23 protein-coding genes and 1 other annotated feature are annotated in these 25,348 nt (G+C 45.8%); of the genes, 12 read left to right on the top strand and 11 right to left on the bottom strand.

Going from position 1 to position 25,348, the window contains the following annotated elements; genetic code table 11:
• Positions 1 to 114: 114 nt before the first annotated feature.
• Entirely contained in the window at positions 115 to 309 is a 195-nt protein-coding gene (locus tag KNP98_RS02050; protein ID WP_088837612.1) for a YtzJ family protein, read from the top strand.
• Between the two features lie 58 nt (positions 310 to 367).
• On the opposite strand, the gene KNP98_RS02045 is transcribed toward KNP98_RS02050, so the two are convergent.
• Positions 368 to 1,306: a DHH family phosphoesterase gene (locus KNP98_RS02045; protein WP_088837613.1), complete on the bottom strand. Its 939-nt coding sequence runs from the start codon at positions 1,304 to 1,306 to the stop codon at positions 368 to 370.
• A gap of 67 nt (positions 1,307 to 1,373) precedes the next feature.
• On the opposite strand from KNP98_RS02045, the gene KNP98_RS02040 reads away from it, so the two are divergent.
• Complete coding sequence (locus KNP98_RS02040; protein WP_088837614.1) at positions 1,374 to 1,682, top strand: YtpI family protein; 309 nt, start codon at positions 1,374 to 1,376, stop codon at positions 1,680 to 1,682.
• Between the two features lie 35 nt (positions 1,683 to 1,717).
• Here KNP98_RS02040 and KNP98_RS02035 read toward each other — a convergent pair whose 3' ends face one another.
• Positions 1,718 to 3,028 (bottom strand): DRTGG domain-containing protein, encoded by a 1,311-nt coding sequence (locus tag KNP98_RS02035; protein WP_214810613.1) that lies wholly within the window; start codon positions 3,026 to 3,028, stop codon positions 1,718 to 1,720.
• 153 nt (positions 3,029 to 3,181) lie between these two features.
• Here KNP98_RS02035 and KNP98_RS02030 point away from each other — a divergent pair, with 153 nt between their 5' ends.
• Entirely contained in the window at positions 3,182 to 4,285 is a 1,104-nt protein-coding gene (locus tag KNP98_RS02030; protein WP_088837616.1) for a M24 family metallopeptidase, read from the top strand.
• 59 nt (positions 4,286 to 4,344) lie between these two features.
• Here KNP98_RS02030 and KNP98_RS02025 read toward each other — a convergent pair whose 3' ends face one another.
• Complete coding sequence (locus tag KNP98_RS02025; protein ID WP_088837617.1) at positions 4,345 to 5,070, bottom strand: SDR family oxidoreductase; 726 nt, start codon at positions 5,068 to 5,070, stop codon at positions 4,345 to 4,347.
• A 152-nt stretch (positions 5,071 to 5,222) separates the two neighbouring features.
• On the opposite strand from KNP98_RS02025, the gene KNP98_RS02020 reads away from it, so the two are divergent.
• Positions 5,223 to 5,660, top strand: coding sequence for a universal stress protein (locus KNP98_RS02020; protein ID WP_088837618.1), 438 nt, complete (start codon positions 5,223 to 5,225; stop codon positions 5,658 to 5,660).
• Between the two features lie 90 nt (positions 5,661 to 5,750).
• Here KNP98_RS02020 and KNP98_RS02015 read toward each other — a convergent pair whose 3' ends face one another.
• The 4 genes from KNP98_RS02015 to tpx form a co-directional block, all read right to left on the bottom strand.
• A complete protein-coding gene (locus KNP98_RS02015) occupies positions 5,751 to 6,356 on the bottom strand; it encodes a 3D domain-containing protein (protein ID WP_029331158.1) in 606 nt (201 codons plus the stop codon).
• 618 nt (positions 6,357 to 6,974) lie between these two features.
• Positions 6,975 to 8,186: an acetate kinase gene (locus KNP98_RS02010; protein ID WP_088837619.1), complete on the bottom strand. Its 1,212-nt coding sequence runs from the start codon at positions 8,184 to 8,186 to the stop codon at positions 6,975 to 6,977.
• 122 nt (positions 8,187 to 8,308) lie between these two features.
• Positions 8,309 to 9,217 carry a class I SAM-dependent methyltransferase gene (locus tag KNP98_RS02005; RefSeq protein WP_214768748.1) on the bottom strand — a complete coding sequence of 303 codons (909 nt, stop codon included), beginning with the start codon at positions 9,215 to 9,217 and terminating at the stop codon, positions 8,309 to 8,311.
• Positions 9,218 to 9,320: 103 nt separating this feature from the next.
• Positions 9,321 to 9,818 carry a thiol peroxidase gene (gene tpx, locus KNP98_RS02000; RefSeq protein WP_157898524.1) on the bottom strand — a complete coding sequence of 166 codons (498 nt, stop codon included), beginning with the start codon at positions 9,816 to 9,818 and terminating at the stop codon, positions 9,321 to 9,323.
• 167 nt (positions 9,819 to 9,985) lie between these two features.
• Here tpx and KNP98_RS01995 point away from each other — a divergent pair, with 167 nt between their 5' ends.
• Entirely contained in the window at positions 9,986 to 10,801 is an 816-nt protein-coding gene (locus KNP98_RS01995) for an NAD kinase (RefSeq protein WP_029331162.1), read from the top strand.
• Between the two features lie 247 nt (positions 10,802 to 11,048).
• On the opposite strand, the gene KNP98_RS01990 is transcribed toward KNP98_RS01995, so the two are convergent.
• Positions 11,049 to 12,614: an amidohydrolase gene (locus tag KNP98_RS01990; protein ID WP_214810612.1), complete on the bottom strand. Its 1,566-nt coding sequence runs from the start codon at positions 12,612 to 12,614 to the stop codon at positions 11,049 to 11,051.
• 67 nt (positions 12,615 to 12,681) lie between these two features.
• On the bottom strand, positions 12,682 to 14,388 hold the full coding sequence (gene ezrA, locus KNP98_RS01985) for a septation ring formation regulator EzrA (protein WP_088837623.1): 1,707 nt from the start codon (positions 14,386 to 14,388) through the stop codon (positions 12,682 to 12,684).
• Positions 14,389 to 14,612: 224 nt separating this feature from the next.
• Between ezrA and KNP98_RS01980 the strand changes: the two genes are divergently transcribed.
• The 3 genes from KNP98_RS01980 to KNP98_RS01970 all read left to right on the top strand — a co-directional run bounded on the left by KNP98_RS01980 (position 14,613) and on the right by KNP98_RS01970 (position 16,600).
• Positions 14,613 to 15,098, top strand: coding sequence for a GAF domain-containing protein (locus KNP98_RS01980; RefSeq protein WP_088838511.1), 486 nt, complete (start codon positions 14,613 to 14,615; stop codon positions 15,096 to 15,098).
• Between the two features lie 225 nt (positions 15,099 to 15,323).
• Positions 15,324 to 15,923: a 30S ribosomal protein S4 gene (rpsD, locus tag KNP98_RS01975; RefSeq protein WP_012371102.1), complete on the top strand. Its 600-nt coding sequence runs from the start codon at positions 15,324 to 15,326 to the stop codon at positions 15,921 to 15,923.
• Between the two features lie 149 nt (positions 15,924 to 16,072).
• Positions 16,073 to 16,600 (top strand): biotin transporter BioY, encoded by a 528-nt coding sequence (locus KNP98_RS01970; protein WP_088837624.1) that lies wholly within the window; start codon positions 16,073 to 16,075, stop codon positions 16,598 to 16,600.
• Between the two features lie 51 nt (positions 16,601 to 16,651).
• Here KNP98_RS01970 and tyrS read toward each other — a convergent pair whose 3' ends face one another.
• Positions 16,652 to 17,899 carry a tyrosine--tRNA ligase gene (gene tyrS, locus KNP98_RS01965; RefSeq protein WP_214810611.1) on the bottom strand — a complete coding sequence of 416 codons (1,248 nt, stop codon included), beginning with the start codon at positions 17,897 to 17,899 and terminating at the stop codon, positions 16,652 to 16,654.
• Positions 17,900 to 17,949: 50 nt separating this feature from the next.
• Positions 17,950 to 18,151 (bottom strand) — a binding site (T-box leader).
• Between the two features lie 151 nt (positions 18,152 to 18,302).
• Here tyrS and KNP98_RS01960 point away from each other — a divergent pair.
• Positions 18,303 to 20,825 carry a transglycosylase domain-containing protein gene (locus KNP98_RS01960; RefSeq protein WP_214810610.1) on the top strand — a complete coding sequence of 841 codons (2,523 nt, stop codon included), beginning with the start codon at positions 18,303 to 18,305 and terminating at the stop codon, positions 20,823 to 20,825.
• 126 nt (positions 20,826 to 20,951) lie between these two features.
• On the opposite strand, the gene acsA is transcribed toward KNP98_RS01960, so the two are convergent.
• Positions 20,952 to 22,655, bottom strand: a complete 1,704-nt coding sequence (gene acsA, locus KNP98_RS01955) for an acetate--CoA ligase (protein WP_214766584.1) — start codon at positions 22,653 to 22,655, stop codon at positions 20,952 to 20,954.
• A 145-nt stretch (positions 22,656 to 22,800) separates the two neighbouring features.
• Between acsA and KNP98_RS01950 the strand changes: the two genes are divergently transcribed.
• The 3 genes from KNP98_RS01950 to KNP98_RS01940 are packed head-to-tail and all read left to right on the top strand — an operon-like array spanning position 22,801 to position 25,268.
• Positions 22,801 to 23,433, top strand: a complete 633-nt coding sequence (locus KNP98_RS01950; protein WP_159173470.1) for a GNAT family N-acetyltransferase — start codon at positions 22,801 to 22,803, stop codon at positions 23,431 to 23,433.
• Between the two features lie 12 nt (positions 23,434 to 23,445).
• Positions 23,446 to 24,078 (top strand): acetoin utilization AcuB family protein, encoded by a 633-nt coding sequence (locus tag KNP98_RS01945; RefSeq protein WP_214810609.1) that lies wholly within the window; start codon positions 23,446 to 23,448, stop codon positions 24,076 to 24,078.
• Entirely contained in the window at positions 24,075 to 25,268 is a 1,194-nt protein-coding gene (locus KNP98_RS01940) for an acetoin utilization protein AcuC (RefSeq protein ID WP_088837630.1), read from the top strand. Before KNP98_RS01945 ends, KNP98_RS01940 begins: the two co-directional genes overlap by 4 nt.
• Positions 25,269 to 25,348: the final 80 nt, after the last annotated feature.

The raw sequence follows: 25,348 nt of genomic DNA, 5'->3' as shown, positions 1-25,348 counted from the left end.
GGTAAAAGTTTTCAGAACATTCATATCTAGCGACTCCTGACTATCGCCTTCTTACTCAATATTCGATACAATAAGTATAGAAATATCATGACGCGGAAGGAAGGAGTGTTTCTGATGATTTTAAATCGTAGCCAGATTGCCCGTGAAAAAGTCGAGCAACTCAAACTCGGTGTCACTGCCTTTACTGAAACAGAAGAAATCGCCGAACGCATTCGGAAGTCTGTTAAAGAGTTAGAACTCAATGTCATCGAAGACCATACAGAACGCGGAATTTGGTTTATTCCGCAAGAAGAGACAACGACGCACTGAGATCACAAAAGGCTGTCCGCTATGTATCCGAATTTGGATGATAGCGAGCAGCCTCTTTTCATTCGAAGCGGAAGTCTCGTGCGACTGCGTCGAGACGGGCGACGACTTGATCCACTTCTGACAAGTGATCGATTGTCGCGCCGGACGCCATCGGATGTCCACCGCCCCGGAACTCCTTCGCTACTTCGTTGATGACGGGTCCTTTTGAACGAATACGCACGCGGACCTCTTTTTCCGTCTCGAGGAATAACGCCCAACTCTTCATTCCTTTAAGACCGGCAAAACTATTGACGAGCAACGAAGCTTGTTCGACCGTCGCATCGAAACGTTTTAACGTCTCTTGCGTCAAGACGACATAACCGACGCCTGCATCCGTCAACTGGATATGTTGCAGGACATATCCTTGCAAATGAAGTGCAACGAGTTCCGTTTGATACATGTTGCGATAGAGCCAATCTGTATCGATTTCGAGATCAAGCAGTTGTGCTGCGACGGCAAACGTTTTGCTCGTCGTCCCTCTAAATTGGAAGCGTCCTGTATCCCCGACGATTCCTGCATAAAATTGAATCGCCGCTGCCGCTGGGATAGGATATCCCCAGTCATTCAACAGATGGACAAGTAATTCCGATGTCGAACTGACGGTCGGATCGACGAGTTGGACTTTTGCATAAGCATCTTCGTCCGGGTGATGATCAATCTTAATGACGTGACGCCCTGTCATCGCAACATGACCGTCGATTCGTGCTTCATTCGCCGTATCTAAAATGACGACGAGTGCTTCTTCATACATTTTCGGTTCCACTGCGTCGAGCTTCCCCATGAACGATAGGGAGTCTGCCATCTCACCGACGGCGTAGATTTTTTTCTCCGGAAATTGTTGCTGCAAAACTTCACGTAACCCGAACTGGCTTCCAAGCGCATCCGGATCCGGTCGTTCATGCCGATGAATAATAATCGTCGATGCGTCTTCAATCAATTGTCTGATTTGTTCTTTCACAGTGCACAGCTCCTCTAAATATTGATATGATACAAACAGATACGAAAAAGAAAGGAAGGTCATCCCCATGCAATTCGTTCTAATCTTGTTAATCGTCTTGTCGCTAGGAGGCTATTTACTCGCTAAGCGTCGTGCATTCCATACGAAGAGTACGAATCGGAAATTTTTATTTAACACCCAAGCAAGCATTTGGCTCAGCCTATTCGTCATCTTGTTCGCAGCCAATCAATTTCTGTCTGGCGACGGATTGACGACGTTGACGGGTAAAATCGTCTGCTCGATTTTAATCGCAGTTGGTCTCGCCTCATTCATCGCTGGTTTCATTCGTTATCGAAAAATTTACCCTTATGTTGTTCGCGAAATGGAACAATCGTAAAAAAGACGGATTCTCCGTCTTTTTTATTTGGTCATTTATCGGTCGATCAATTGTGAGGTCACAAGTGCCTTCGCAACAATTTGGGTTCCTTGGTACATCTCGACGTCGACTTTACCGAACTTCCGGCCAACATCAAATACATTTGCCCGAATCGTAATCGTACTTTCAATCTGGACCGGCTTGATGAAGTAGATGCTGACATTTTCGATGACGAGGTCACCCTTCTTCATATGCCGTAACATCCGTGTCGCACCCTCGACAAGCAGCGTCGTCAGGACGCCACTCGACGCCGTCCCCATGAAATTCGTCATCTGCGGTGAGACTTCAAGCGACAGGTACTGCCCACGATCATCTTCCGCCGTCTTAATTTGCCCTGTAATCAAATCATCAAACGTTTCGCCGACTTGCGGCTGACGATTTGCGAGTTGGAGTGCCTTCAAGACATCTTGCCGACTGATGATGCCTAGCAACCTGTCGTACTGGTCGATGACCGGCAACATTTCGATCCCTTCCCAAACCATCTGGTGCGCCGAGTTCGTTACGCTCGTCCGAATACCGACCGTGATCGGATGGCGGGTCATGACTTTTTCAACCGGCCAATCATGCGGTCGGTCAATGATGTCTTTCGCCGTGACAACGCCGACGACCTTCATCTGTTCATCGATGACAGGATACCGATTGTGTTTCGTCTGTTCGTTCAATTCATGCCATCTTGAAATCGGGTCGTTCGTCTGTAAATAAAAGGTATCATGCAACGGAATCAAAATATCGGAAACGAGCAAAATCTCTTTTTTGATCAGGCGATCATAAATCGCCCGGTTAATCATCGTCGCAACCGTAAACGTATCGTACGACGTCGAAATGATAGGAAGTTCCATTTCATCTGCCAAGCGCTTCGCATCTTCCGTCGTATCGAAACCGCCTGTGATTAAGACTGCCGCTCCCGCCTCGAGAACCAGTTCATGCGCCTTCTCTCGGTTACCGATAATGACGAGACTATCGACGTCGATGTATCGCATCATCGCCTCTAACTTCATCGCACCGATAACGAATTTCGTTAACGTCTTGTGTAGACCGTTCCGTCCGCCGAGAACTTGTCCGTCAACGATGTTGACAACTTCTGCAAACGTCAGTTTTTCAATATTTTCTTTCTGTTTTTTCTTAATGCGAATCGTCCCGACCCGTTCAATCGTCGAAACAAAGCCTAGATTTTCGGCTTCTTTAATCGCACGGTATGCCGTACCTTCCGATACCGTTAAATCTTTCGCAATCTGCCGGACGGATATTTTTGCGCCAACATCGAGATCTTCAATGTGTCGGATGATCTGTTCGTGTTTCGTAGGCATGCTGTATCCCTTCTTTTTCCTATATTCTACTCTTCTGTCATTATACTGTACTACTCGAAAGAATGAAAAGTGTACTAGTCCGATTTGCGAGAAATGTTTTCCAAAAGCAAGGATGTTATACTGAAAAGTGACTATAAGAGAGGTGGGAATAAGATGTTAGAACGTACGAATCAAATCAGCCAAGTATTAAAAGAATCAGGCATCGATGTCGCCTTGATTACTTCAAAAGCCGGTGTATTCTATTTTTCTGGTGTCTACGCTGAACCACACGAACGTGTCATGGCCGTCATCGTTGACGCGAATGGAAAACGAGCACTCTTCTGCCCAGCACTCGAAGCAAGTATCGTAGCAGCAAGTCCATGGGATGGTGAAGTCGTCACTTATGCCGATCATGAAAATCCATTCGACAAAATCGCGCAATTGCTCGGCTCGTTCGCCGTCTCAAACAACCGACTCGGGATTGAAGGGGAACACATGACGTTCAGCCGTTTCAAAGAGCTTGAGTCTCGTTTGGAAAATGCAGCAATTCTCGATATCGGAGATAAGCTCCAAGCATTACGCCTCCAAAAAGATTCAGAAGAAATCACGATTTTACGCGAAGCCGCTCAACTCGCAGACGAAGCAATCGAAATCGGGAAAAATGCAATTCGCCCCGGCGTAACTGAAATCGAAGTCATCGCACAAATCGAATTCGAGATGAAGAAAAAAGGCGTCCGCGAAATGTCTTTTGATACACTCGTCTTATTCGGTGCAAACAGCGCTGATCCGCACGGTGTCCCTGGCGACCGCGTCATTAAAGAGGGCGATTTCGTTTTGTTTGACCTCGGTGTCGTTTGGAAAGGATACTGCTCTGATATTACACGGACGTTCGTTTATGGAACTCCGAGCGCGGAACAGGAAAAAATGTATCAAACTGTTTTAACCGCGCTTGAAGCAGCGACAGATGCGAGTCGTGTCGGCATCACACTCGGTACACTCGACGAAGCGGCACGGAACGTCATCGACCAGGCTGGTTATGGCGAATACTTCACGCACCGCGTTGGTCACGGTCTCGGAATCGACGTCCATGAATTCCCGTCACTTGCATCGAATAATCTTCTGACAGCTGAGCCTGGTATCGTCTATACACTTGAGCCTGGCATCTACGTCCCTGACGTTGGTGGCGTTCGAATCGAAGACGACATTCATTTAACAGCAGACGGTCCAGAAGCATTGACGCGCTATCCGAAACACTTACAATCAATCGAAGCCAACTAAACATCTACTAAAAAAGGTTAGCTCACCCGACTGAATTCTTCGGATGAGCTAACCTTTTTTTATTTTCGCGACTGATGAACGACGTTGACGCCACCTGTCACATCGAGAATTGCACCCGTAATCAGACTCGCATCTTCTGCAAGTAAAAATGAAATGGCGCGGGCGATATCGCCCCCGACACCGGTCCGGCCGACAGGCGTTTGATCGTCTGCGACTGCTTCATCAATCCACTTCGTCTTGTTGTCTCCGACGATGTTTCCGGGATTGACCATATTCGCCGTAATCCCGTACTCCGCCTCTTCTAACGCAACACTTTTCGTTAAGCTGACCATCCCACTCTTCGCAGCAGCGAAAGCAGCTCGATAAATCCATCCTGGTGCTGTCGCACTTTCCGGAAAACCATATGTGATGACACGTCCATAGCGTTGCTCCCGCATGATTGGAATCACTTTCCGTAGTAACCAAAAGCTCGCCGTCAAATTCCCTGCGACGACTTCGTCCCACTCTTCGTCTGAATAATCGACGAGTGATTTCCGTTCAAAAATATACGGTCCCGCATTAAGTATCAATGCATCAATCCGCCCATGCTTTTCCATCGCTTCATCTACTGCTTTAAGCAATTCGGTTTGTTTCGTCACATCTGCTTGAATTGGATAAAGACGTTCATGTTCAAACTCCGGCTTCGATCGGTGCAATGCTGTCACATACCATCCTTCGTCTAACAGACGGCGTGTCACCATTTCTCCAAGCCCTTTCGTTCCTGCTGTAATCAACGCGTGCCTCATCTTGGCATCGCCCCCTTTCACCTTGTTCTATCTTACGATGTTCACGTTTGAAGAACAATTTTTAGAACTCTAACAATGTTCAACACTTTCCATTTGTGGGAATGGTATAATAAGGACGTAGTATCAGCCGAATACGAAGGGATGGATTCATCATGGCAATCGTATATCATAACGTACTAGTAGCAGTTGACGGATCAAAAGAAGCAGAACGTGCATTTGAGACCGCAATCGACGTCTCACTTCGAAATGACGCCAAGTTAGTCATCGCCCATGTCATCGATACACGGACGTTCGCGACTGTCGAAGCATATGACCGCACAATCACAGAGCGTGCCGAGTCTTATGCAAAAGAATTATTAGACGAATATGTCAAAACGGCGCAAGAACGTGGAGTCAAAGATGTGGAAGTCGCAATCGAGTACGGTTCACCGAAAGTCACGATTGCGAAGAAACTCGCTCCAAATCATGATGTCGATTTAATCATTTGTGGTGCGACCGGCCTGAATGCCGTCGAACGTTTCTTCATCGGTAGTGTCTCTGAAAGCATCACACGTTACGCCAAATGTGATGTTTTGATCGTCCGTCTTTAATTGAATTCATTATTTTCTCCGCACCTTCTCACGAGGGTGCTTTTTTTCGTAAAAAAATCCATCGAGCCGATGCCCGATGGATAGATGTGCTTATTTAAATTTAACGGTGACGTTACGACGTCCCCAGCTGAATGCTTCTGAGCGCGAGTAGTACAAGATATCAAGTTTTTTTCCCTTGATGGCTCCACCTGTATCCGCTGCCGTGTACGTACCTTTTAATTTCCCTTTATAATACACTTTGACCGTCGAACGAAGCGGGATGACACGCGGGTCGACCGCTACGACTTTTTTCTTCGAACTCTTGATGTTCCAACCAATCGCTGTCAAGTTGCCACTGCCCGGATCGTACGGCGTGTAAGCTGTCGCACTGACGTTTGTTAGTGTTTTCCAACCGCTTGACGATTGTTTTTTAGAAGACGAGCTCTTGACGACCTTTGAATAACGTGCGCTTAAGTATGCTGTTTTTCCTTTGTAGCTTACTTTGTACCAGTTACCTGTTTTTGCTTTGTACGGTAAAGTTTGATTTTTATAAAGAAGACCTAATTTTTTCGATGACGTGGTTGCTTTTTGACGAACAACTAGGCTATTGACCGACGATTTAACATTCTTTTTAGTAGCAGCTTCTGCTTGAAGACCTGCAAACGAACTGAGTGCTAACAACATTGCTAAAACACTAGCGAGTATTCGTTTCATCATGTAATCTCTCCTCCATAATTGTTCCCGATTTGTTAACTGAGATTAATATACATGACAAAAAGGGGCAGTGCCGTTACATATAGACCACAAAAAAATGTCGTTACTATTACTATTATGTTACAAAAAGCTCATATTCATGTTTTCAAACCTTATTTACGACTTATTTTTGAAATGAAGACAGATTTCAGAACGTTATATGACAAAGACTGTAACATAATTAAAAAGCAAGAACAAAAGTTCTCGTTAAAAAATCATTGTTTTAGCTTTATCAATACAAAAAAAGACCGGACATGATGTCCGGCCTTCGTGTAGATAAACTCTTATGAAACGTGAACATGCGATATCGAGGCGGATTGCGCTCTAAAGTGTCTGCATGCTGGATTTCCATCATGGTATTCCTTAAAAAGCGTCACGTTTCGTTGACTCCTACGGAAAAGTGCGTGTTTAACGCACGTTCAGAGGCAGGCAAAACCCTGCTCGTTGTCCGCTAGGATCCAAGGAGCAACGGCTTGCGCCCCGCCCGAGGAAAGCAACGAAAAAAGACGCTTGATCTCCCGATAGCACATTGTCTACAGTCAGAAGACCGGACATGACGTCCGGCCTTCTGCATGTTAGTACTTATGCATTTTGTTCAATCAATCCACCGACACGAACTGTATCACGTGCGATCATCAATTCTTCATTCGTTGGAATGATGATGACTTTGACTGGTGAGTGCGGGTAGTTGATGAAGAGTTCTTCTCCACGCGCTCCGTTGTTAAGCGATGGATCCCAGTAGACGCCCATGAACTCGAGTCCACGGAGAACACGCTCACGAATCGAATCAGAGTTTTCACCGACACCTGCCGTGAAGATGATGGCATCGACGCCGTTCATCTCTGCAGCATATTGTCCGATGTATCCATGAATCCGGTTCGCGAAAATACGAAGTGCCATTTCAGAACGGTGGTTTCCTTCTGTTGCTGCTGATTCAACATCACGTAAGTCACTTGAAAGACCAGATAATCCGTAGATTCCTGATTCTTTGTTCATGACGTTCAAGACGTCTTCTGCCGACTTCCCTGTTTTCTCCATCAGGAACGGAATCAAGGCCGGGTCAAGCGAACCAGAACGTGTTCCCATCGTAATTCCTTCAAGTGGCGTGAAGCCCATCGTCGTATCGAGTGACTCACCGCCAGCAACTGCTGCAATCGATGCCCCACTACCGAGGTGACAAGAAATCAAACGAAGGTCTTTAAGCGGACGTCCGAGCAATTCAGATGCACGTTCCGTAACATATTTGTGGCTCGTACCGTGGAAGCCATATTTCCGAATGCCGTATTCCGTATAGTATTCGTACGGAAGGCTGTAAAGGAAGTTTTCTTCTGGCATCGTTTGGTGGAAGGCCGTATCGAAGACAGCCACTTGCTCGACTTCCGGTAAGATTGCTTGGAACGCACGAATCCCAATCAAGTTTGGTGGGATGTGGAGTGGACCGAGCTCTGTATAGGAATCGATATCTTTAATGACATCTTCCGTAATCACGACAGAATCCGCATACTTTTCTTTACCATGAAGTACACGGTGTCCAACACCTTTGATTTCATCGTAAGAAGAAATGATGCCAAACTCCATCAACTTTTCAAGTGAGAGTTCTACTGCTTCTTTATGTGTTGCAAGCGGAAGGACGTCTGTATACTTTTGTCCTTCACCATATTTAATCGTAAAGATTGCATCGTCTTTCCCGACACGCTCTACTAAACCGATTGCTACTAACGTTTCACTCGGCATCTCAAGTAGTTGGAACTTAAGCGACGAACTACCAGCATTTACCGCCATAATTTTTGCCATGATCTATTTTCCCCTTTTCCATTCAAAATCAGTAGACATTCACATCTGTGTGGGTGTTCTATTTTTTCTGTCTTACATTAGAATAGTCAAATTAACAATAGAATTCAATTACTTTTCACTTTTCATTTTAATTCTGTATTAATCCATTCATCAATCTGTTTCACCATTCCACCAAATGCACGTGCATCGGTGAATGACGGGAGTTCAGCAAGTAATGCTTGTTTTGGCATCGTCATTCCCGCTAGGTGATTTCGGACGATTAAATAACTTTTTGCTGCCTGTTCTTGCTTGAACATGGTTAATGGCAGTTGCAAGATGCCGACGACATGTGCCTTCGTCTCAAAATACTGCTTCAATTTCCCTTCCGTATCGTGCTCAAATAATCCATTCGGGATGACAAAGACACCGAATCCGCCTGGTTTAACATAATTCATCGCCTGTTCAATCAAAAGAAAGTGGCTGTAACTCATTCCTTCTTCTCGTTTTAACACATACTCTTTTGATACTTCTTCGTCCGGATAGTAACCAATCGGCAAGTCTGCCATCGCGAGATCGACCGGATCTAACAGTAGAGGACGGAGTGCATCTTGATGCGTGTAAGTGACGGGATAATTGAGTAATTCCGTGATTGAAGCCGATAACCGGACTAACGTTTCATCGACTTCGACTGCTTCTGCTGCCGTCCCCGTCGGAAGTTGACTCATGACGGCATGAAGCATCCCACCTGTTCCACTACCAAGATCAAGTAACCGAGCGTCGTCCTTCTTGATTAGTTTCCCGATTAAATAACCTGCAAACAATGCAACGCTGTCCGGTGTCGGCAAATGATTCGGTTGTGCCTGTTTCATTCCTTCGAGAACAGCAAGCGAAACAGATTTCCGAATGACTTCTGGATCGACTTTTTCAGTATGGCGGTCATTTAAGCGATCAATGACCTCCGTCAGCGCCTCTAAATAGGGCATATCAAGGTCGCGTTCTAATTTTCTCGTTTGTTGCGTTAGTTCCTTATATAATTTTTCTAATGCTTCCATCGTCAGTTCATCCTTTCAAAACGAAACGGCCCCCCATATTTCCTGGGAGCCGTTCTTCTCATTACATCCATTGTATCTGTTTTACGTCGTTTGTAAACTATTCTTACTTCGCAGCTTTTGCTGCGGCGATCGCCGCATCAAAATTCACTTCGTCTGTCGATTCTGGCATATATTCGACATAGACGACTTGATTTGCTGAATCAATAACGAATACCGAACGAGCTAGCAAACGAAGTTCTTCAATCGCGACGCCATAGCTATGCCCAAACGATAAATCACGGTGATCCGATAATGTTACGACATTATCAAGCCCGCTTGCGGCACACCAGCGACGTTGTGCGAACGGAAGGTCGTTTGAGATTGTCAACACTGTCACGCCATCGATTTGTGCTGCTTCTTCATTGAACTTACGTGTTTGAGCGTCACAGACGCCCGTATCGATCGATGGAACGACGCTAATCATACGAATTCCTTTGTATGTATCGCGCGAAACCGGCGAAAGATCGTTAGCGAGTACCTCGAAGTCTGGTGCTTGTTGTCCGACTTCAACTTGTGTACCAAGTAATGTAATATCATTTCCTTTAAACGTTGCCATGTGTATTCCCCATTTCCCCATGTTGTCTTTCAAATGCATTTTCAATCTTACTATAGGAAGGTTCGCCTTATAACGCAAGCTTTCTGACGAACTTCCTAGCTATCGGTTCCCGATTTCTGAAAAAACAGTTATAATGAAAGAGTACATGAAACGCTTTCAAGGGGGAATTGACCATGGCTCGAAACAATGTCTACCTGTATTACCGAAATAAACAAAGACACGAGACGCAGGTACGTAAATTAGTTGAAGTCGGCAAGCGATACGGATTGAATGTCGTCCAGGATCATAAACAAGCAAATATCATCGTTTCAATCGGTGGTGACGGCGCGTTTCTTCAAGCAGCTCGCTTTACAGGCTTCCGTGACGATGCCATCTATGTCGGTTTCGCAGAAGGTCCAAATTCCTTTTACTGTGACTTCGACATTAATGACCTGTCCTCCGTCGAAGCCATTTTCAAAGAAACAGGCGATCGCGTCTCGAATGGCGAAATTGAAGTCCGACGTTATCCATTGCTTGAAGCATCGATCAATGGCGGGCCAGGTATGCTTTGCCTCAATGAATGTTCCGTTAAATCGAGCATCATTAAATCACTCGCAATTGAAGTCTACATTGATGGATTCTTATTTGAAACGTTCCGTGGCGATGGTATGGTCATTTCGACGCCGACCGGATCGACCGCTTATAACAAGTCCTTGTCTGGTGCAATCGTCGATCCATTGATTCACTGCCTCCAAGTCAGCGAAATCGCATCCGTCAACAATAACCGCTACCGGACGCTCGGATCGGCTTTCCTCTTGAACCGTGGTCGTAAATTATCGCTTCGCATCATCGAAGACGGAAACGACTATCCGATCATCGGGATGGACAATGAAGCGTTAAGCTTAAAACGAACGGACTCCGTCGACATCCAATTGTCCGATAAAGAATTAAAAACCGTCAAATTAACAAACAATACATTTTGGCATAAAATCCAACGGTCATTCTTATAAAACAAACAAAAACTTCCCTGTCCACCAAGGACAAGGAAGTTTTTTTATCACCTAAGGAACGTACAGAAAAGAACGTCTTGAATCGCTTTAAACCGCGAAAAGCGGATCATCGGTCATTTGATTGATAGAGGACGGAAACGTTCATCCTCGACTCCGAGGGGAAAGGAAGCGCGTCCGTCACAAGGGGTGGTGTTCATCTGACTATGAGTCATCCCCTTTTGAGGGTTTACGGAACGAACGCAACCTCTTAAGTCGTTGTCAAAGATGCTTCCTGGCGATAGACCGTTTTTCCTTGTTGTACCGTTTCGACTAGTCGATTCGTAAGAATCTGTTCATCTGCAAGACGATAAAAATCTTCTTCGAAGATGACGAAGTCTGCATCATATCCAGGCAATAACATTCCTTTTCGTCCATGTGTCTCTGTTGCGACATGTGGATTTTTTGTGAATAATAACAATGCTTCGTACATTGAAAGAACTTCGTTCGATTTATTAATCCGCCCTGCTTTCCCCACGGTCGCTGCATAGAGCGCTCGGCGAACATCGGGATTTGAAATCGGCGCGTCAGAGCCTCCACACATTAAGGCTCCTGTGCCCGCTAGCGACTTCAAGCGATAGGCCGAGTCGAGACGCTTCAAACCGAGACGTGCTTCAGCAAAATCAGCATCATCTAACAAGAAGACCGGTTGCACATCAATTAAGACGGGCAACTTCCGAATCCGTGCCAATAATTCAGGTCGTACGACCGTTGCGTGAATAATACGATCGCGCGTCCCTTTCGGAGCCGGATACTTTTCAAGCACATCCACGAAACGTTCGATTGCAAGATCTCCGATGACGTGCGCCGCGACAGTAAAACCGTAACTTCGTGCTCGCTTCACGAGTTGTTCAAGTTGGTCCTGCGAGTGAACTTCAATGCCACGCGTCGTCGGGTCGTCCGAATAGCCACGATGCAATAATGCCGTTCTTCCACCGAGGGCACCATCGACAAATAATTTTATCGCTCCAATTGAGAGCGTGTCAGGGAGAACAGGGTTTGCTTGAATGAATTCATCAAGGACGAGATGATGCACGAGAAGATGGGCATGAAAACCCGTTTCTTCCGTCACTTCTTTATAAGCTGATAAGACTTCGTTTAATGCACCGTGATAAGATAAATCCTCTGTATGTGCCGCCACGATCCCATGACGATATAAGTCTTTGATTGCCGCGCGCAACGATGATTTGTTTCGTTCCGTCGATCCTGCTTGCAACGCATAGAGCGGTTCCATTGCTGCATCATAAAGAAAACCATCTGCTTCCCCTGAATCGAGCAAACCGATTTTCCCACCCTCGATGACCGTTGATGCTTTATATCCCAATTGTTCAAACAATACGTCATTGACGAGTACCGTATGCCGATCCGTCCGCTTTAGTAAAGCTGGTTCTGTCGGGAACAGTTGATTCAACCAAGCTTTTGTTGGCGCTTGATCTAGCTTGGTCTCGTCGTAGCCTTCTGCCACATGAATTCCATTGATCGCTTCTGCTTTTAAAAAGGCCTGTCCGAGTTCTTCTAGCGTCATGTAACGCGAAGCATCGACACGACCTATCGCTTCGCCATATCCAATGAGGTGGATGTGCGCATCGGTAAAGGCAGGATAGACGGCTTTGCCATTCAGATTCTCAATCGACTCGACGCGTTTACCGAAACGTCGCCGTAACTTCCCCTCATCCCCCATGGCTACAATCCGACCTGCTTCGATAAACATCGCCGGATGAACATCATGTTCATGCGCCATCGTTCGAATGATTCCGTTTACATAAAGTATTCCCATCTTAATCGCTCCTTTTTTTTACGAAAACAGGGTGACCGCGGCGGCCACCCTGAGTTGTCAGTGATGATTACATATGAATCGTTTCTTGCTTGGCACATGCTTGTTTGATTCGTTCAATTGATTGTGGATCAAATTGTTCGAGGACACGTTCCCCTAGTAAAATCGCACGTTCGTAATCGCCAGCGAGGAACTTCGTCTCAGCAATCGTCAACGACATATGTATCTCATTATCATTGCGACGGAAACGATTCGCGTACTGGACAAGTCGTTCTGCATAAGTGACTTCGAACACTAATGTATCTATCCGTTCTTGCAATTGTTTAAACGTCAACTTGACATCTTCGCTTTGCGAAACGATGTAACCGACATTAAACGGAATCTCCTCAAAACGTGCCTCGAGCGTCTGTAACGAACGACTCGCTGTTTGAAGCGCTTCTTCGACATCTTGCGGCATCTTCGGTAACCCGAGCCGTTTTAATCGTAACCGGGCACTAGAGAATGCATGACGCCATTCATTGATGCGTTCGCGTACTTCCAGCTCTTCTTTGCGTAGTGCTTGGAGTTCGATACTGAACCGTTCGTATTGAATCGTTAATTGTTCTTCCAGCCGAATGGCATCACGCATCTGATCTTCTAACATGCTGAACGGAATGATTCGGCTAGCGATGGATTCGTCTAAATCCTTCGCTGCCCCAAACAACATCTCTTCATCGCGCTGAATCGACTCGTAATGCTCTCCTAAGTCAGCTGAAATCTCATACTGTTCACGGAGCGAACTAAATTCTTGCGCCAATTGGTGGACTTTTTCACGCATCCGCAGTGCTTTTTGTTTCAAGACTTGATTTTCTTTTTTCACATGATGACGCGCGTCGACTTCACGACGGAACGTATCGTACATTTGGTCGACATCAGCCGAAAGTTGCTGGACGCGTTCTTCTAAATCGTCCATTTCTAGAAATTCAAGTTTTTTAACTAGGTTGAGGCGTGTTTCCTCAAATCGTTTAATATCCGACTGCATGCCAAGCGGCTCAAGCGGATAGCCATCCAGCGTCATTTCATTATATCCGGCGCTCAATTGGTCGATTCGTTGACGTAACTCATGTGCCAGGACTTTCCAATGATTCGGAATCACTTCGACTAATTGACGCGTCTGTGCGACTCGTTCTTCAAGCTGAAGGCTTGTTTCATACGCTTTCGTCACTTCACCTGCTTCCTCAAAAGCAGACATTTCTGTACGCAACTGATCGATTTCTTCACTGCGTTCTTCAAGTTTCGCTAATGCCGGACCAAACGACGTCGCTTGTAGGAGCAACGATTTACGGACTTGACCTGAATCTGTCTCACCTTGCGCTTTCAATGAAGTCAATGCAGATTGATTATTTTTAAACGTCTCCATCTCACGCAGCATCTCATCGATTAACCCTTCAAGCTCACCGATTAATTGTTCCGTTACTTCTAAATCATTCTTGACGGCAAGGAAATGATATTTATCGAGCCCTTCTTCCGCTCGATACAATGTTTCATCGATTTGCGCGACGTGGACTGTCAACAGTTCCTCCCAAGCCTGATGCCAGGAAGTGAATTTCGTCTCCGTCTCGCCCGCCATCGGAAGCTGCTTTAATTCTTGTAGCTCCTTCGGAATTGATGCGCTAATAATCCCCTGTTTGCGCATATCTAGCTCGTCAATTTTTGTATAATATTTTTTTCGACTAATCATGCTAAATAACATGACGAGTAATACGATGACGATGACACCAATCACCCATGCCCACATTTGTCACGACCTCCACCCTATCAAGCGATTCCATTTTTCAACAATTTCGCTTTTAATCTTATCCTTATAATAGTATAGCGCAACCGATTTGCATAGATTTACTAAGGCTTTTCCTGATTTCTTCCACAGATTACAGCGTCTCGCCGAGAAATCAATTGTTTGTCAGCATCTTTAAAACTCGGGTAAGATAGATTAAATATGATTTTTCAGGAGGAATCTTAATGATGTTTGAGACAACGACGTATGATGGTGACCGAACAAAACAATATGACATGCTGAATAAGCAACTTGATGCTTTACTGACTGGAGAAACGAATCAAATTGCCAATCTTTCAAATGCGAGTGCGTTACTTGGTCAATTTCTCGATCGAACGAACTGGGTCGGCTTCTATTTAACGGACGCAGAACAAAATCAACTCGTTCTCGGGCCATTCCAAGGCTTACCTGCTTGTGTCCGGATTCCATTCGGTCGTGGTGTCTGCGGTACAGCGGCAGAAGATCAAACGACACAACTGGTCATGGATGTCCATGCTTTCCCAGGCCATATCGCGTGTGATGCGGCAACGAATTCAGAAATCGTCATTCCATTAATTAAAGATGGAAAAACGATTGGTGTCCTCGATATCGACAGTCCTGAACTGAATCGTTTTGACGAAACCGATCAAGCCGGCCTTGAAGCCTTTAGCGAAATTCTTCTTCGTCATATTTGATTGACAGCAGGAATAAGCAGACGTATACTTGTAAAAGTGCAGAAATGATAACGATAGCGGTCAAATCGCTTGCGTATCACATTTCATGACTCGGCTTTGCCGGAGGGGCATCGTGTAACTTTGCTATCAAGCGAGGGTGCCACACCATGAAATGGGCGTAACGTGGGTTTGATGGCGTTATTATTTTTATGCAAATAATAACGAACACTAAGGAGGAGTCTTATTATGGCTCGCTATACAGGTCCAGCTTGGAAACTTTCACGTCGTCTCGGTATATCTCTTACTGAAACAGGAAAAGAAATCGCAAAACGTCCGTACGCTCCAGGACAACACGGTAACAGCCGTCGCAAAATGTCTGAGTACGGTCTTCAACTTCAAGCGAAGCAAACGCTTCGTCACATGTACGGAGTAAACGAACGCCAATTCAACCGTATCTTCAACGATGCTGGCAAAATGCCTGGTATCCACGGTGAGAACTTCATGTTCTTACTTGAAGCACGTCTTGACAACGTCGTTTACCGTATGGGTATGGCTCGTACACGTCGTGCTGCTCGTCAGCTCGTCAACCACGGTCACATCCAAGTTGATGGCGCTCGCGTCGACATCCCGTCGTTCCGCGTGAAACCAGGTCAAACGATCTCAGTTCGCGAAAAATCGAAGAACTTTGTCGTTATCAAAGAAGCACTCGAAGTTGCACCAGCAACTAAAGACTTCGTTACTTTTGATGCTGAAAAGCTCGAAGGAACGTTCGTCCGTCTTCCAGAGCGTTCTGAATTGAACGATCAAATCCAAGAACAACTCGTCGTTGAGTACTACTCACGTTAATCTGTTGTTTTTAGCACTCACTTCGGTGGGTGCTTTTTTTGTGTCCTTTTAACATTTTTTAAAAATAGTAGTTGCATCATTTTCTTTTTGTGTTAACCTTTTATTTATATTGGTTAACACAAAAAAAAGAAAAGAGGCCCTCATCCATCATGAAAACAAAAGATCTTACATTTACTGCACTCGGTGCTGCAATCATCTCAGCCATTAGTTTACTACCACAACTTCAACTCGTCGGACCTGTACCGATCACACTCCAGATGCTCGCCATCATGACGGTCAGTGCCATTCTCGGTGCGAAGCGCGGCGGGCTTGCCGTCTTGATTTTTTTGCTGCTCGCTGCTGCCGGATTACCACTTCTCGGAGGCAAAGGTGGTCTTGCGCCGTTCGTCGGACCGACCGTAGGGTATTTAGTCGCCTTCCCGATTGCCGGCTTCTTCATCGGCTATGTCGCCGAACGAACGACTCGCTTCATCCCATTGTTTTTTGGAATGGTCGTTTTCGGACTCGGTCTCGTTTACTTACTCGGAACATTCGGTTTAATGCTCGTCCTACATTTATCATTCATGGATGCCCTCGTCATTAATGTCCCGTTCATCATCGGTGATACGCTAAAAGCGTTACTTGCCACGACGATCGCCGTTCGTTTATTACCACTCCGTATTTTTAGAACAGCCTAAGCAAAAAGAACGCTGACGAGCATTCGTCAGCGTTCTTTTTTGTTATATCACTTACGCATGTTCAAGTACGAAGTATTTCTTTTTCCCACGACGGATGATCGTGAAGTCACCAATCGCATCTTGCTTCGTGATCTCTTTCGTCAACTCTTGTTCACGGTCTCCATTGATGTAGATTGCGCCATTCGTCACGTCTTCTCGCGCTTGACGCTTCGACGGACTGATTTTCGCTTCGACGAGTACGTCGACGAGATTCGTTGCTTCACCAAGCGTAAAGCGTGGCATCCCTTTAAAGGCATCTGCGATATCATCTGCCTTTAATGATTTGATGTCACCACTGAAGAGTGCTTTCGTGATTCGCTCCGCTTGTTCAAGCGCTTCGCTGCCATGAACGAGTTTCGTCATCTCTTCTGCCAGGCGGCGCTGGGCAATCCGTTTTTCAGGTGCCGTTTCCACTTCCGTTTGCAATCCTTCCAGTTCTTCGTGTGTCAAGAACGTAAAGTATTTCAGGAATTTGACGACATCAAGGTCATCGACGTTGAACCAAAACTGGTAAAACTCGTACGGTGTCGTTTTTTCGGCATCGAGCCACACTGCCCCGCCTGCTGTTTTCCCGAATTTTTGCCCGTCTGATTTCGTGACGAGTGGTACAGTGATGCCGAATGCTTTCTCTTCATGACCAACGCGTCGGATCAGTTCCATCCCTGCTGTAATGTTTCCCCACTGATCACTTCCGCCGACCTGGAGTCGGCACCCTTCGTTTTCATAGAGCTTTAAGAAATCAAATGATTGCAATAGCATGTACGAAAACTCTGTGAAAGAAATCCCGTTCTGAAGGCGTGAATCAACAGAGTCTTTCGCTAGCATGTAGCTGATCGGGAAGTGTTTTCCGATATCGCGTAAGAAATCGATGATCGTTAAATCTTTTGTCCAATCCAGGTTGTTCGCAATCGTCACAGGGTTTTCGCCATCCAGCGGTAAAAAGCGTGATAATTGCCCTTTGATGCGGTTCGCAAATTCTTCGACGATATCCGACGTGTTCAGTGATCGTTCTGTCGACCGCCCACTTGGATCTCCAATCATCCCGGTTGCGCCACCGACGAGACCGACCACGTGGTGCCCCGCTTCTTGGAAACGGCGTAGAACGAGAATTGGTAACAGGTGTCCGATATGCAATGAATCTGCTGTCGGGTCGAATCCCGTGTACAGTGTTGTCGGACTTGCCAGGAGTTCTTTAATACCTTCTTCATCTGTCATTTGGCTGATTAGGCCGCGAAACTCTAAATCCTCAAGTAACGTCATCTGTTTTCCCCCTAAAAAAATTGTATAAAAAAACCGCCCCTCCGACTGAACGAAGGGACGGAATATTCCGTGGTACCACCCTAATTGCATGCAACACATGCCACTTAGATCGTCGATAACGGGACGGTCCGCCTGATTTCTCAAGAAGCTCCTGGAGACGTAATTCATGAACACGCTATGTCCTAGTTCGCAGCACCACTAGGTCTCTGATACAGGGAGCGTTCCATTACTAATTCCAATCACAGCTGATTTTTTCGTATATTTTTCATAAGATGTTTTCATGATACGTCGAAGTAGAATCGACTGTCAAGAGACATTGTCACGTTTCAGTTGTGGTATAATACGTCTATCTGTGATTTAATGTTAATTTACACCCAAGTTTAAGATGTAAAGGAGATCATTTATGCGCGAGAACTGGTCCAAGTTTTGGAATCATCCCCGAACGAAAGCCGTTCGGCACTGGTCGAATATCACATATGACGTATCTTGGAATATCATTTTATTCCTCATCATTGCTGTCCTACTGATTGGGAGTTTTTCTGTCGGTGCAGCAGGCGGCTATTTCGCTTCGCTCGTCAAAGATACAAAAGCACCAGAATTAACGGAAATGAAGCAACAAGTTAATAGTTATGCCATTACGAGTGAAATTTACTGGGGCAGTGGCGAAAAGTTGACGAACATTTCAACAGATGAAGAACGTCAACCGGTCAACATCAAAGAAATTTCACCTTACCTGCTAGACGCTGTTCTTTCGACGGAAGATGTCGATTTTTATGAACATGATGGCGTCGTACCGAAAGCAACACTCCGGGCAGTCTTACAGGAGTTAACGAACTCGTCTTCTCGGACGGGTGGCAGTACGTTGACACAACAATTGATTAAAAACCAAATTTTAACGAATGAAGTTTCATTCGAACGGAAAGCAAAAGAAATCATCTTAGCACTTCGTCTCGAAAATGCGATGACGAAGGATGAAATTCTACAAGCCTATTTAAACGTTGTCTCATTCGGTCGAAACTCTCTCGGACGAAATATTGCCGGAATCGAAGCCGCCTCTCGTGGTGTCTTCAATAAATCCGCGAAAAAACTGACATTACCACAAGCAGCCTTCTTAGCAGGGATTCCGAAAAACCCGTATTATTACACACCCTACCTTCAAGGTGGTGTCGTCAAAGAAGATTTGACAGCAAGTACGAACCGGATGAAAACTGTTCTAAAACGGATGTATGTCGCAAAAAACATTACGAAAAAGCAATATGAAAAAGCCGTCAAATACGATATCACAAAAGACTTCGCCAAAACGTCAACACGTTCGCGTGATACGTACCCGTACGTTTACGATCTTGCTGAAAAAGAAGCCTTGAAAATCATGACGAGCTATTTCATGAAAAAGGATGGCGTCAAAGAAGATGAAGTAAAACCATCCGAACTCGCAGAAGTCAAAGCGAACTATCAGGAACAGGCTTTAGTTGCCATGCGTCAAGGCGGATACAAGATTCACTTGACACTTGATAAGAAAATTCACGAGGCGATGCAGGCACCAGCTAAAAATGCTGCCAACTTCCCTGCTTCTCCACAATACACGCAAGTCGTTGATCCAAAAACGAAAAAAACGGTCTCGAAAAAAGATCCAGAAGAAACAGCTGCTGTCATGATTCAAAATGAGACAGGTCGTATCTTAGGCTTCGTCGGTGGACGTTACACGGATGGAACGGCGGATGATTTCAACCGCGCGTTCCAGGCAAAACGTCAAATCGGTTCGACAGCCAAACCAATTCTTGTTTATTCGAACGGTATCGAAAACGGCTTGATTACACCGGCTTCGACCGTTAATGATGAAAAGTATTATTATCAAACGGTTCCACGTCAACCAGGTGACAACCCAATCAACAATGAAGGCGGGCGTTACCGAGGTAATGTGACGGTCCGTGAGGCATTGGAACTTTCACTCAACGTTCCAGCCGTGAAGATTTACGAAAAAATGAATATGTCGAACTCGATTCAAAAACTAGTCGACATGGGTATTAAAGTTCCTGACAGCATCCGGTACGCACCATCTGCTGCTCTTGGAACGATGGAAATCACACCGGTTGAGCTTGCTGGTGCTTATGCGATGCTCGCGAACTACGGTGAATACGTCGAACCGTATATCATCTCGAAGATTACGAAAGACGGGAAAAGCATCTATAAAGCTAAATCGAAAAAAGAAAAAATCTACGAAGAGCGTACGGCTTATTTAACGCTTGATATGATGCGTGGTGTCTTTGATAACGGAACAGCTCGTTATGCGAACTCGTTATTAAAAGTACCTGGCGATTGGGCCGGTAAGACCGGAACGACGAACGAAATTAAGGACTCTTACCTCGTTGCTTCAACACCAGGGGTTACACTGGCGGTTTGGACGGGGCATGATCAAAACAACTCATTGATGGGTGCAACGACATATTACCAACGTACCCAGAACCTGTGGGCACAGATGGCAAATGCAACGTATGCTGCGAACAACAGTTACTTCAAGTCAGGTGCACGCTTCAATCAACCGGCTTCAGTAGACGCAGATGACTTCAAGAACTCAGGTTCATTCAAAGAAGAAGATAAAAAGAAAAAAGAAGCGGAAGCGAAGAAAAAAGCCGCTGAAGAAAAGAAAAAAGAGGCCGAGGCAAAAGAAAAAGAAGCAGACGCGAAGAAGAAAGACGACGCTGAAGCGCAAGCAAAAGCTGACGCTGAAAAGAAAGCTGCTGAAGATAAAGCAGCCGATACGGACGCGAAAAAAGCGGCCGATGCCAAAGCGAAAGCTGATGCAGAGGCTAAGAAAAAAGCGGCTGACGACAAGGCGAAAGCCGATGTGGAGGCTAAGAAGAAAGAAGCAGAGGCGAAGGCTGATGCTGAAAAGAAAGCAAAAGAAGACGACAAAAAAACTGAATGAAGCCATTCAAAAAAACGAAGTTCACGTAACAGTGAACTTCGTTTTTTTGTTCATATTAAAAAACTACCAACGAAGCATCGTTGGTAGTTCAAGAACAGTCAATCCTATACGTCACTTACTCTGACATCATTCTTCCATCGTCGAGAGGTCACCCGCTTCAAGATTTAGTTCCCACGCCTTCAAGACGCGGCGCATGATTTTACCGCTCCGGGTTTTCGGAAGCTTGTCTCGGAAGTCAATCTCACGTGGCGTCGCATGTGCTGCAAGCCCTTCTTTGACGAACGCCTGAATTTCTTGTTTCAATTCTTCAGTCGGTTCATAGCCGTCTCGTAACGAAATGAAGGCTTTGATGATTTCACCACGTACTGGATCCGGTTTCCCGATGACACCGGCTTCTGCAACTGCCGGGTGCTCGACAAGACGACTTTCAACTTCGAACGGTCCCACCCGTTCTCCTGCCGTCATGATGACATCATCGACGCGTCCTTGGAACCAGAAGTATCCTTCATCATCCATATATGCAGAATCTCCTGAAACGTACCATCCTTTGAAGAAGTATGATTCATACTTTTGTGGATTATTCCAGATTTGCCGCATCATGGATGGCCACGGTGTTTTCAAAGCTAAATTGCCCATTCTAAACGGAGGTAACTCATTCCCTTGATCATCGATGATTGCAGCTTCTGTCCCAGGAATCGGTTTCCCCATCGACCCTGGTTTGATGTCCATCGATTTATAGTTGCAAATCATCATTGCCCCTGTTTCCGTCATCCACCACGTATCATGGATGCGTTGGTCGAATGCTTCTTTTCCCCAACGAACGACTTCTGGGTTGAGCGGTTCTCCGACGGATAACACGTGCCGTAAGCTCGACAAGTCATGTGTTTGTGCGACGTCTGCGCCGGCACCCATCAGCATCCGGAATGCGGTCGGTGCACTATACCAAACCGTTACCTTGTATTTTTCAATGACACTGTACCAAAACTCCGGATTGAACCGACCACCGACGATGACATTCGTCGCACCATTTAAGAACGGGGCAAAAATCCCATAACTCGTCCCCGTCACCCAGCCCGGATCTGCTGTACACCAATAGATATCATCTTCCTGAAGGTCAAGAACCCAACGTCCGGTCATCATGTGTTGAATCATCGCATTTTGAGCGTGTAAGACCCCTTTTGGTTTTCCCGTCGACCCAGACGTATAATGTAAGATGAGACCGTCTTCCCGGTCGAGCCAAACCGGTTCGTACACATCTGACGCGGACTCGAACGCTGCCCGGAAGTCCAGTAGCCGATCTGTCGTCTCGATGTCTTCATCGACTAAAAAGACGGATTCGAGTGTCGATAACTCTTCAAGCGGAACACGTGGTAATAATGCTTTCGTCGTAATCAACATCTTTGCTTCAGAATCAAGCAAGCGGTCGCGTACAGCTTGTTCCATGAAGGCTTCAAACAACGGACCGACAATTGCTCCGACTTTCAAGGCACCGAGCAACGCAAAATAAAGTTCTGGCGAACGTGGCATGAAGATAAAAATTCGGTCTCCTGCTTTGATTCCAGCATCCGTCAAAACGTTTGCCGCTTTGTTCGTCAAACGTTTCATGTCAGCATACGTAAAAGTTTGCTCCGTCGTTCCATCAAAGTAAATCAGAGCTTTTTTATTCGCTCGTTCACCTTCAGCATGACGGTCAATTGCTTCATGGGCCATATTGACTTTCCCCGTCGTTGCCCATGAAAAATATTGTTCCGCTTCTTGCCAATCGTATGACGCCGATTCATTATAGTCGGATAACCAATGCTTACCCGGAAGCGCTTTCAAAACTTTCATCTCTCGTTCCTCCCCTTCTCTATACTCTTCTCCATTATAAGCTAGTTATGGTGTAGTTCAATCGATTGCCGTTAATTTGTTAAAAAATCCCTCTCTTTCCGCAACTCGCTTCGGCTATAATAAAGAGAAAGGTGGTGACGCTTACATGTTTGAAAAACAATTCAATCATCGTACTCATGAAACATCGCTCGGTCCAGTTGAAATCGAAGGACCTGTCGCGAGTAAACAACTCGCCACTTACCTCCTCGATGACGGTTTAACTGCCTTCAGGCAACCGAAAGAGCAGCATCAAGCGCTCCTTGAAATCGCGGATTTAGATGAAGGACGGATCATTATCGCTAGGCAAAATAAAGAAATCATCGGCTATGTCACATTCCTTTACCCTGATCCCTATGAGACATGGAGCGAAGGAAATAATCCATATATTTTAGAGTTAGGTGCGATTGAAGTGTCTGCTCGTTTTCGCGGTCAACAGATTGGTAAAAAGCTTCTCGAGGTATCGATGCTCGATCCGGCCATGGAAAACTACTTAATCTTGACGACCGAGTATTACTGGCATTGGGATTTAAAAGGCAGTGGACTATCTGTTTGGGATTATCGAAAAATCATGGAAAAGATGATGAACCACGGGGGTCTCGTCTTTTTCCCGACCGATGATCCAGAGATTGCATCGCATCCGGCTAATTGTTTAATGGCACGTATCGGGAAACATGTCGCACCAGAAGTCGTCGCTCATTTCGATGCTTTACGGCTCCGCCGTCGCTTCATGTACGATTAAAGGAGGAATAGCATGTTAATCGAACAAATCATGAAGACGAATTGTATTACGATTCAACCAACAAATTCTATTGCGCATGCCGCAGAATTGATGCAACGTCATGAGATTCGCCATATTCCCGTGACAAACGCCCGTCATGAACTTTTCGGTCTCATCGGTCTAAAAGAGCTCCAAAGTGCAAGCAGTGTCTTTCATCCAGATACCCTTCACGTTGATCAACAAAATTCCGTTTCAAGTATCATGCAACAAACTCCTATCACGGCACACCCGCTTGATTTCATTGAAGACGCCGCGATTTTATTTTATGAACATCGCTTATCTTGCTTACCGATTGTTCGGGGACGGCGTCTCGTCGGCTTAATGACAGAAACCGATTTGCTTCGGACATTCGTTCAATTAACAGGAGCGCTCGAGCCGAGCTCACAAATCGAAGTGCGTGTTGAAAATACAGCGGGTACATTAGCAAAGATTGCGAATCTACTCGCCAAAACGAATATCAATATCTTAAATGTCCTCGTGTATCCTACGCCTGATCCGTATGTCCGCATCGTCGCTTTTCGTGTCCAGACGATGAATCCGATTCGAATCATCGAAAAGTTACGGAAGGAAGGATTCGATGTACTCGGTCCCGACGTCAGCCGATGAAAGAGTTTGCTTATATTTACAGTGAGGAAGAAACGAATTATCGTTTTTCCGATACACATCCTTTCAACCCAATTCGACTGGACTTGACCGTCTCTCTCTTAGAGACGATGGGGGCACTCAAGGACGTCGACTGTATCGCACCACGTCGCGCAACGGATGAGGAGTTACGACTCGTACATGATGCCGATTATATTCAAGCCGTCAAGCTGGCGGGTCAAGGTGAACTGACGCCAATGAAGGCACAGATGTATGGGCTAGCAACAGAAGATACACCCGTCTTCCCTGACATGCATGAAGGTGCCGCACTACTCGTCGGTGGAACAATTGAGGCTTGCGAACTCGTCTTGTCCGGACGATATAAACGGACATTTCATATCGCGGGTGGTCTGCACCATGGTTTTCGTGGTCGTGCTTCAGGATTTTGTATCTACAACGATACAGCAGTCGCCATGGCGGCGATGATTGAAAAATATGCGTGTCGTATTCTTTATGTCGATACCGATGCGCACCATGGCGATGGTGTCCAGTGGGCTTTTTATAATCGTTCCGATGCCATGACGCTGTCACTGCATGAAACAGGACGTTATCTCTTCCCGGGGACAGGTATGGTGACAGAGCGCGGATCTGAAGAGGGTTATGGCTTCAGTTGGAACATTCCATTTGATGCTTTTACGGAAGACGCTTCGTTTTTACTCGCCTATCGGACTGCCTTGTTCGAAGCCTGTGAGTTGTTCCAACCTGACTTGATCATTACGCAAAATGGTGCCGATGCCCACGCGCTTGATCCATTGACTCACTTGTCGCTCACGATGAAAAGTTATGAACAAATTCCGCAAATCGCTGTCGAAGCAGCAAACCGTTATACGAAAGGCCGGATTGTCGCTTTAGGCGGAGGAGGATACGATTGGTACCGTGTCGTTCCCCGCGCCTGGAGTCAAGTCTTCGCAGCTTTGACAAATCGTGCACCATTTAGTGGGGACCTCCCGAAAGACTGGATTGAGCGATGGACAAAACAGAGCACGACGGTTCCGACTACGTGGGCAGATCAATTGCCAGTGTATCCTTCGATTCCCCGTCGACCTGAAATCGAGGAAAAAAACTGGGAAACCGTTAAACGACTCCTATGGCCATTTATCGATGACGCGAAAAAAGACCGTTTATCAGAAGCTTCACCCTACTCGAGTGATTAAAAATTGTCCTGTACTTTTCACATATACTTCGTTCGGATTTCACAAGTTATTGGTATACTAAATAAGGTTTCAATACTTTA

Source organism: Exiguobacterium sp. s127 (assembly GCF_018618695.1).
GTDB lineage: Bacteria > Bacillota > Bacilli > Exiguobacteriales > Exiguobacteriaceae > Exiguobacterium_A > Exiguobacterium_A oxidotolerans.
The sequence above is the reverse complement of the archived record's forward strand: the minus strand, read 5'-3'. Positions and strand labels throughout refer to the sequence as shown.

Bases quoted from the DNA above. Each gene is read 5' to 3' on its own strand.
- KNP98_RS02050 (WP_088837612.1), top strand. From the start codon at position 115: ATGATTTTAAATCGTAGCCAGATTGCCCGTGAAAAAGTCGAGCAACTC.
- KNP98_RS02040 (WP_088837614.1), top strand. From the start codon at position 1,374: ATGCAATTCGTTCTAATCTTGTTAATCGTCTTGTCGCTAGGAGGCTAT.
- KNP98_RS02035 (WP_214810613.1), bottom strand. From the start codon at position 3,028: ATGCCTACGAAACACGAACAGATCATCCGACACATTGAAGATCTCGAT.
- KNP98_RS02030 (WP_088837616.1), top strand. From the start codon at position 3,182: ATGTTAGAACGTACGAATCAAATCAGCCAAGTATTAAAAGAATCAGGC.
- KNP98_RS02025 (WP_088837617.1), bottom strand. From the start codon at position 5,070: ATGAGGCACGCGTTGATTACAGCAGGAACGAAAGGGCTTGGAGAAATG.
- KNP98_RS02020 (WP_088837618.1), top strand. From the start codon at position 5,223: ATGGCAATCGTATATCATAACGTACTAGTAGCAGTTGACGGATCAAAA.
- KNP98_RS02015 (WP_029331158.1), bottom strand. From the start codon at position 6,356: ATGATGAAACGAATACTCGCTAGTGTTTTAGCAATGTTGTTAGCACTC.
- KNP98_RS02010 (WP_088837619.1), bottom strand. From the start codon at position 8,186: ATGGCAAAAATTATGGCGGTAAATGCTGGTAGTTCGTCGCTTAAGTTC.
- KNP98_RS02005 (WP_214768748.1), bottom strand. From the start codon at position 9,217: ATGGAAGCATTAGAAAAATTATATAAGGAACTAACGCAACAAACGAGA.
- KNP98_RS01995 (WP_029331162.1), top strand. From the start codon at position 9,986: ATGGCTCGAAACAATGTCTACCTGTATTACCGAAATAAACAAAGACAC.
- KNP98_RS01990 (WP_214810612.1), bottom strand. From the start codon at position 12,614: ATGGGAATACTTTATGTAAACGGAATCATTCGAACGATGGCGCATGAA.
- ezrA (WP_088837623.1), bottom strand. From the start codon at position 14,388: ATGTGGGCATGGGTGATTGGTGTCATCGTCATCGTATTACTCGTCATG.
- KNP98_RS01980 (WP_088838511.1), top strand. From the start codon at position 14,613: ATGTTTGAGACAACGACGTATGATGGTGACCGAACAAAACAATATGAC.
- rpsD (WP_012371102.1), top strand. From the start codon at position 15,324: ATGGCTCGCTATACAGGTCCAGCTTGGAAACTTTCACGTCGTCTCGGT.
- KNP98_RS01970 (WP_088837624.1), top strand. From the start codon at position 16,073: ATGAAAACAAAAGATCTTACATTTACTGCACTCGGTGCTGCAATCATC.
- tyrS (WP_214810611.1), bottom strand. From the start codon at position 17,899: ATGACGTTACTTGAGGATTTAGAGTTTCGCGGCCTAATCAGCCAAATG.
- KNP98_RS01960 (WP_214810610.1), top strand. From the start codon at position 18,303: ATGCGCGAGAACTGGTCCAAGTTTTGGAATCATCCCCGAACGAAAGCC.
- acsA (WP_214766584.1), bottom strand. From the start codon at position 22,655: ATGAAAGTTTTGAAAGCGCTTCCGGGTAAGCATTGGTTATCCGACTAT.
- KNP98_RS01950 (WP_159173470.1), top strand. From the start codon at position 22,801: ATGTTTGAAAAACAATTCAATCATCGTACTCATGAAACATCGCTCGGT.
- KNP98_RS01945 (WP_214810609.1), top strand. From the start codon at position 23,446: ATGTTAATCGAACAAATCATGAAGACGAATTGTATTACGATTCAACCA.
- KNP98_RS01940 (WP_088837630.1), top strand. From the start codon at position 24,075: ATGAAAGAGTTTGCTTATATTTACAGTGAGGAAGAAACGAATTATCGT.